Annotated in this window: 5 protein-coding genes and 1 rRNA gene; 5 read left to right on the top strand and 1 reads right to left on the bottom strand. The window is 71.5% G+C overall.

The window, feature by feature from the left end:
* The 5 genes from ACJA3G_RS28690 to ACJA3G_RS28670 form a co-directional block, all read left to right on the top strand.
* On the top strand, positions 1-1,042 hold a 1,042-nt coding region (locus ACJA3G_RS28690; protein ID WP_406555946.1), incomplete at its 5' end, for a glycerophosphoryl diester phosphodiesterase membrane domain-containing protein.
* 4 nt (positions 1,043-1,046) lie between these two features.
* Positions 1,047-1,763, top strand: coding sequence for a DUF4129 domain-containing protein (locus tag ACJA3G_RS28685; protein WP_406555945.1), 717 nt, complete (start codon positions 1,047-1,049; stop codon positions 1,761-1,763).
* Entirely contained in the window at positions 1,760-2,959 is a 1,200-nt protein-coding gene (locus ACJA3G_RS28680; RefSeq protein WP_406555944.1) for a DUF4350 domain-containing protein, read from the top strand. Before ACJA3G_RS28685 ends, ACJA3G_RS28680 begins: the two co-directional genes overlap by 4 nt.
* The gene (locus ACJA3G_RS28675) at positions 2,956-3,939 is read left to right on the top strand and encodes an AAA family ATPase (protein WP_406555943.1); all 984 of its coding nucleotides are present in this window, start codon (positions 2,956-2,958) and stop codon (positions 3,937-3,939) included. The genes ACJA3G_RS28680 and ACJA3G_RS28675 overlap by 4 nt, the downstream gene beginning before the upstream one ends.
* A gap of 10 nt (positions 3,940-3,949) precedes the next feature.
* Positions 3,950-5,260, top strand: a complete 1,311-nt coding sequence (locus tag ACJA3G_RS28670) for a DUF58 domain-containing protein (protein ID WP_406555942.1) — start codon at positions 3,950-3,952, stop codon at positions 5,258-5,260.
* A gap of 121 nt (positions 5,261-5,381) precedes the next feature.
* Here the strand turns inward: ACJA3G_RS28670 and rrf are convergent.
* Positions 5,382-5,498, bottom strand: a 5S ribosomal RNA gene (rrf, locus tag ACJA3G_RS28665).
* Positions 5,499-5,552 lie beyond the last annotated feature (54 nt).

Below are 5,552 nucleotides of genomic sequence, written 5' to 3'. Positions count from 1 at the left end.
TCCTGGGCCCCAGCAGGGCGGCTGGGGCCCGCCTCCGGCGCCCGGCGGCCACTGGAACTCCGGCTGGGGCCCCGCGCCCGCCGCCAAGCCCGGTGTCATCCCGCTCCGCCCCCTCGGGGTCGGTGAGATCCTCGACGGCGCGGTGTCGACGATGCGCGCCCACTGGCGCACCGTCCTCGGGCTGACCCTCACGGTCGCCGTGATCACCCAGATCGCCGACATCCTCGTCCAGCGCTATCTGCTGCCGGACCCGCCGGAGATCGACTCGAACGCCACCGGCGCCGAGGCCCTCGACCAGGCCATGGACTCGCTGCGGTCGAGCATGCTCAGCCTGCTGCCCGTCGGGGCCCTCGCGCTCGTCGGCACACTCTTCGTCACGGCGGTCCTCACCGTCGTCATCAGCCGCTCCGTGCTGGGGCGAGCGGTGACGCTGCGGGAGGCCTGGACCGAGGCCCGGCCGAGGCTGCTGCCCCTGCTCGGCCTGCTGGTGCTGCTGCCCGTGATGGCCGGCGCGGTCGTCGGCGTCGGTGTCCTGCCCGGTGTGCTCATCGGGTCCGACGCCGGCGCGGCCCTGGCCGCGCTCGGCGGGCTGGCCGCCTTCGTACTCGTGATCTGGCTGCTGGTCCGGTTCAGCCTCGCCGCGCCCGCGCTGATGCTGGAGCGCCAGAGCCTGATGAAGTCCCTGCGCCGGTCCGCCAAGCTGGTGCGCGGCGCCTGGTGGCGGATCTTCGGCATCACGCTGCTGACGATTCTCCTGACGTCCATCGTCTCGATGATCATCGCGATCCCGTTCACCGTGACCGGAATGATCGTGGACGACGGCGGCTCCGGCAGCCTCTTCTCCGGAAACACCTCCGATTTCGGCTGGCCCTTCCTGATCATCACCGGGATCGGCGCCGTGATCGGCTCGGCGATCACCTACCCGATCTCCGCCGGGGTGGCCGCGCTGCTCTACATCGACCAGCGCATCCGCCGCGAAGCCCTCGACCTCGATCTCGCCCGCGCCGCCAACCTGCCGGGCCACGAGACCTCCGGGAGCTGATGCGGTGTCCGCGACGGGGGGCGCGACCACAGTGCGGCTGCTGGTCCGAGCGGCCGGTGAACCACCGGTGGACATTCCACGTGTGCCCGCCCGCGAGGCGGCACGCCGCGAACTGTCCAAGCCGATGTACCACGAGAACGACCCGAACCTGCTGGAGCGAGCCCTCGACCGCTTCTGGGACTGGGTCGGCGGTCTGTTCGAGGCCGCCTCGGGCGCGACCCCGGGCGGAGCACTCGGGCTGGTGGCCATCGCCGTGTTCGCCCTCGCCCTGATCGCCGCCCTGTGGTGGCGGCTGGGCACGCCGCAGCGCGCTGTCTCCACCCTCGGCACGGTCTTCGACGACCGCCCGCGCAGCGCGGCGGAGCACCGCGCCACGGCCGAGGCCCACGCCGCCGCCGGCCGCTGGACCCAGGCCGTCCAGGAGCGGATGCGTGCGGTCGTCCGCTCCCTGGAGGAGCGCGCCCTCCTCGACCCGCGCCCCGGCCGCACCGCCGACGAGGCCGCCGCCGAGGCGGGCCGTTCCCTGCCCGGCCACGCCGCCCGACTCCGCGCCGCCGCACGCGAGTTCGACGACGTCACATACGGCGGCCGTACGGGGAACCGGGCCGCGTACGACCGGCTGCGCGACCTCGACACCGATCTGGAACGCACGAAGCCTGATCTCAGTGCCCTCACCCAGCGCCCTGCGGCGGAAGCGGCTGCCCGGGCAGCGGCCGAATGACCGGCACCCGGGTGCCCGCCGCCTCTGCCGCCTCCACGTCCACCGACGCGACGGTTCGTCAGCTCTGGACGCGCAGCCGCGGACTCCTGCTCGCCGCCGTGATCCTCCTGGTCGCCGGGAGCGCCCTGGCCGCCACCCGCTCCGGCGACCAGCACGGCCGCCTCGATCCGCGCTCGGCGGACCGCTACGGCAGCCGCGCCGTCGCCGAACTCCTCAAGGCCCAGGGCGTCTCCACCCGTGTGGCCACCACCCTCGACGACGCCACCCGGGCCACGGGACCGGACACCACTCTCCTGGTCACCGCCCCCGATCTGCTCACCACCTCCCATCAGCACCGGCTCCACGACGCCGCCGCCCAGTCGGGCGGCCGAACCGTGCTGCTCGCCCCCGGCGCGCCCTCCCTTCCCGTACTCGCCCCCGGCGTACATGAAGAGGGTTCCTCCTCGGTCGGCAACCGCCAGCCGGACTGCTCCCTGCCCCTGGCCGCCCGCGCCGGAAGCGCCGACACCGGAGGCGTCCGCTACGTCGCTCCGGGCCGGGCCGACGAGGCCTGCTACCCGGCGGTCGGACTGCCCACCCTGCTCCGGATACCGGCTCCCGCCCAGGGCGACACCGTCCTGCTCGGCGCCCCCGACATCCTTTACAACCACCGTCTCGACAAGCAGGGCAACGCCTCGCTCGCCCTTCAACTCCTCGGCTCCCGCCCCCATCTGGTCTGGTACCTCCCCTCGCTCGGTGATGTCTCGGCCACCGACGGCGGTGACCGCAGCTTCTTCGACCTCGTCCCGTCCGGATGGCTCTGGGCCACCCTTCAACTCATGCTCGCGGCCGTCCTCGCCGCCGTCTGGCGCGCCCGACGCCTCGGCCCGCTGGTGACCGAGCACCTCCCGGTCGCCGTCCGCGCGTCCGAGACCACCGAGGGCCGGGCCCGCCTCTACCGCAGGGCCAACGCCCGCGACCGCGCGTCCGACGCCCTGCGTTCGGCCACTCGCACCCGTCTCGCCGCCCTCCTGGGCGTGCCCGCCGTCTCCGCGCACACGCCCGAACTCCTCGTCCCCGCCGTCTCCGCCCGGATCCCCTCGGCCGAACGGGACCTGCATGTCCTGCTCTTCGGCCCGGCCCCGGCCGACGACGCCGCACTGGTCCGCCTCGCGGACGAACTAGACGCCCTCGAAAGAGAGGTACGCACCTCATGAGCGACCGAACCCCGGCGACCGCAGCGAACCCGGACCACGCCCGCGCCTCCCTGGAGGCCCTGCGCGCCGAGATCGCCAAGGCCGTGGTCGGCCAGGACTCCGCCGTGACGGGCCTGGTCGTGGCCCTGCTCTGCCGCGGCCATGTCCTTCTGGAAGGAGTGCCCGGCGTCGCCAAGACGCTCCTGGTGCGCTCGCTCGCCGCCTCACTCGAACTCGACACCAAGCGCGTGCAGTTCACCCCCGATCTGATGCCCAGCGATGTCACCGGTTCGCTGATCTACGACGCCCGCACCGCCAAGTTCTCCTTCCAGGCCGGACCGGTGTTCACCAATCTGCTGCTCGCGGACGAGATCAACCGCACGCCCCCGAAGACCCAGTCCTCCCTCCTCGAAGCCATGGAGGAGCGCCAGGTCACGGTCGACGGCACGCCGCGCCCGCTTCCCGAGCCGTTCCTGGTCGCCGCCACGCAGAATCCCGTCGAGTACGAGGGCACATATCCCCTGCCGGAAGCCCAGCTGGACCGCTTCCTGCTGAAGCTGACCGTGCCCCTGCCCTCGCGGGCGGACGAGATCAACGTCCTGACCCGTCACGCCGAGGGCTTCAATCCTCGTGACCTCCAGGCGGCCGGAGTCCGTCCCGTCGCGGGAGCCGCCGATCTGGAAGCGGCCCGCGCCGCCGTCGCCAAGACCTCGGTCTCGGCGGAGATCACCGGCTATGTCGTCGATATCTGTCGTGCCACGCGTGAATCCCCCTCACTCAGCCTCGGTGTCTCCCCCCGAGGCGCCACCGCCCTGCTTTCCACCGCTCGCGCCTGGGCCTGGCTCACGGGCCGGGACTATGTCACTCCCGACGACGTGAAGGCCTTGGCCCTCCCCACACTTCGCCATCGCATCCAGCTGCGTCCCGAGGCGGAGATGGAGGGCGTCACCGCCGACTCCGTCATCACCTCGGTCCTCGCCCACGTCCCCGTCCCCCGCTGAGGCGGCAGCCGTGGCTCTCACCGGACGCACTGCTCTGCTCGCTGCTCTCGGATCCGTCCCCGTCGGCGTATGGGCCCCGAGCTGGGCGGGAATGCTCGCGGTCAACACCCCCCTCACACTCGCAATGATGTGCGACTACGCCCTCGCCGCGCCAGTGCGAAAGCTTCAATTCACCCGAAACGGTGATACATCAGTTCGACTGGGTGACGCCGCCGAGGTCGTCCTCACCGTCACCAATCCTTCGAGCCGTCCGCTGCGGGCCCAGCTCCGCGACGCCTGGCCGCCCAGCAGCTGGCCCTCCGAGGCCGAACAGGACGCCTCCCGGCACACCTTGGCAGTCCCGGCTGGCGAACGTCGTCGGGTCACCACAGCCCTGCGCCCGACCCGCCGCGGCGACCGCCGCTCGCAGCAGATCACCGTCCGCTCCTACGGGCCCCTCGGCCTCGTCTCCCGCCAGGGCAGCCACCACGTCCCCTGGACCCTGCGCGTCCTGCCGCCTTTCACCAGCCGCAAGCACCTGCCGTCGCGGCTCGCCCGGCTGCGGGAACTCGACGGCCGCACCAGCGTGCTGACCCGGGGCGAGGGAACCGAGTTCGACAGTCTGCGCTCGTACGTCCCCGGCGATGACACCCGGTCCATCGACTGGCGCGCCACCGCGAGGCAGAACGCCGTGGCCGTACGCACCTGGCGCCCGGAGCGCGACCGCCACATCCTCATCGTCCTCGACACGGGCCGTACGTCGGCCGGCCGCGTGGGAGACATTCCGCGCCTGGACGCCACCATGGACGCCGCGCTGCTTCTGGCTGCGCTCGCCTCCCGCGCCGGCGACCGCGTCGACCTCCTCGCGTACGACCGACGTGTACGAGCCCAGGTACGGGGCCGCTCCGCCGGCGGACTCCTGCCTGCTCTGGTCAACGCGATGGCGCCACTTGAGCCCGAACTCGTGGAGACGGATGCCCGAGGGTTGAGTGCCGCGGCCCTCGCCAACGCTCCGCGGCGTTCGCTGATCGTATTGCTCACCAGCCTGGACGCGGCACCGGTCGAGGAAGGACTGCTGCCCGTCCTGCCGCAGCTCACCAAGCGCCACACGGTCCTGGTCGCGGCGATCGCAGACCCGCGTATCAAGGAAATGGCGGAGGCACGCGGCACCGTGGACGCCGTCTACGAGGCGGCTGCGGCCAGCCGCACCCAGCAAGAGCGCCGCCGCACGGCTGAACAGCTGATGCGGCATGGAGTCACCGTCGTGGATGCCACCCCGGACGGGCTCGCTCCGGCCTTGGCGGACGCCTATCTGGAGCTGAAGGCCGCAGGGCGGCTCTGACACGGATATCAGGGATACGAGCGGGATCTGAGCGCGATCTGCTCGCGATCTGATCGGGTCCTGAACGCAAAAATGCCTCAACCCCCGGCCCAAAAGGGCACGGGGGTTGAGGCTAAAGATTGTTCGGCGGCGTCCTACTCTCCCACAGGGTCCCCCCTGCAGTACCATCGGCGCTGAAAGGCTTAGCTTCCGGGTTCGGAATGTAACCGGGCGTTTCCCTAACGCTATGACCACCGAAACACTATGAAAATTTGAACGCTGGCATTGACACAGCTGTTCGTTATTTCAGAAC

This window comes from Streptomyces sp. YS-3 (assembly GCF_045257485.1).
Classification (GTDB): Bacteria; Actinomycetota; Actinomycetes; order Streptomycetales; family Streptomycetaceae; genus Streptomyces.
Note: the sequence above shows the minus strand (reverse complement) of the source record. Positions and strands in the feature narration are given on the sequence as shown.

Coding starts and splice junctions, on each gene's coding strand:
- ACJA3G_RS28675 (WP_406555943.1), top strand. CDS start 2,956: ATGAGCGACCGAACCCCGGCGACCGCAGCGAACCCGGACCACGCCCGC.
- ACJA3G_RS28680 (WP_406555944.1), top strand. CDS start 1,760: ATGACCGGCACCCGGGTGCCCGCCGCCTCTGCCGCCTCCACGTCCACC.